The sequence below is a fragment of the Phaeobacter sp. 11ANDIMAR09 genome (genome assembly GCF_001294455.1).
Classification (GTDB): domain Bacteria; phylum Pseudomonadota; class Alphaproteobacteria; order Rhodobacterales; family Rhodobacteraceae; genus Pseudophaeobacter.
In genome coordinates, this window is the sequence record NZ_LIKT01000083.1 from 1 (window position 1) to 1,484 (window position 1,484).

The 1,484-nt window shown below is 54.0% G+C and carries 1 protein-coding gene and 1 pseudogene; both read right to left on the minus strand.

Annotated elements, in window-relative coordinates:
- Positions 1-37 precede the first annotated feature (37 nt).
- Positions 38-223, minus strand: a pseudogene (locus AN476_RS22190) (IS3 family transposase); the annotation flags it as partial.
- Positions 224-239: 16 nt separating this feature from the next.
- Positions 240-1,292, minus strand: coding sequence for an IS110 family transposase (locus AN476_RS22195; protein ID WP_054463928.1), 1,053 nt, complete (start codon positions 1,290-1,292; stop codon positions 240-242).
- Positions 1,293-1,484: the final 192 nt, after the last annotated feature.

Genomic DNA, 1,484 nt, shown 5'->3' on the forward strand with positions numbered 1-1,484 from the left:
GGTCTTGTCACGCTTACGTTCCGGTCTCTTAACTCATTTATGCGGCCTTTCGCTCAAAAGCCAAGGGGCTTTTGCCACCCAGCGATGAGTGACGGCGGCGCGAATTGTAGAACCCATTGATATACTGGAATATCGCGCCCTCTGCCTGACGACGTGTGTCCCACTTGTTTCGCCACATCAGCTCAGCCTTGATGGATTTGAAGAACGTTTCAACCATGGAATTGAAGCTCCTATATTCGTCAAGCAGCGATTTCGGCTGTTTTTGGGACACAGAGGTGGCTGTAGATTTCACGGACGATGTAGCGTTTGAGGCATCGAATGATCTCGCTTTTACTCTTTCCGTCTTTCGTGCGTTTCTTGACATAGGCAAGCGTTGGTTCGTGGCTGCGCATCCTGACAATGGCCACACGATAGAGTGCTGCGTTTGCTTGCCGATTGCCGCCTCGGTTCAAACGGAATCGGAGGGTTTTGCCGCTGGACGCAGGAATGGGACAAACTCCGCAGAGCTTTGCAAAGGCTGCTTCCGAGCGAATGCGTGTTGGATCGTCGCCAATGAGGATCAACATCTCAGCAATGGTCAATGTTGCAATACCATGGGAGACCATCAGACCCGGTGCGCGTTCAGTTACAAGTCGTTCCAATTCGTAATCATGTGTGGTGATCTCTTCGTGCAGCCACAACCAGCGGCGTGCCAATGCCCTCATGGCCGTTTTTGCTGAGGCAAGAGTGGTATCGATATCGCCAGGCCTGAACGCAGCAATATGCCGGATCAGCGCAACTTTCCCTCGGATTTGGTCCAGCGCGTCGCGCAGCTCGGCAGGCGCGTTAATGATCAGTGTCTTCAAGGTCACCATCGCCTGTGAGCGCGATTTAACGGCTGTATTTCTCGCAATCTTCAAATGTCTGATCATCTCGGATGAACCCGTTTGCGTCTTTGGGCGCGCCGTTGCCTGCCCAGAAAGAACGGATCGTGCAGCCCCTTCTGCGTCCAAACTGTCTGTCTTACCCTGCGTGTATCGCAGCTGACGATTTGGTCGCGTGACCTCAACCACGTTGTGTCCCTGGGAGAGCAAAGACCGTGACAGGCCAGCGCCATACGAGCCAGTTCCTTCAATTCCAAATGCAAGAACCTTACCATGAGACCGCGACCAACGTTCCAACTCCATATACCCCTTCGGATTTGCCGGAATGGTCAGGGCGGCCAACCGAGTGCCTTGCGTATCAATAGCGACGGCAACATGGGTTGCTTTGTGAGTGTCGATGCCGATGATTACTGGATGTGTGGTCTTCATAGTGCCCTCGCTGTGCAGAATGCCCAGGCACTGATCCGAGGGGACAGGACTGTGATGGGGCGTCCCCGTCAGGCTCCTATGAGGTCACATCTCGCCCGTTGCCGGGGCGACTTGACGGTCGACACGTCAACACAATGACACGCAGTCAATCGTAACATGGGTCAGGCCATCAAGCCGCAATACCATATTCAC

What these genes read in the sequence shown, in the direction of transcription:
- AN476_RS22195 (WP_054463928.1), bottom strand. Translation starts at nt 1,292, where the DNA reads ATGAAGACCACACATCCAGTAATCATCGGCATCGACACTCACAAAGCA.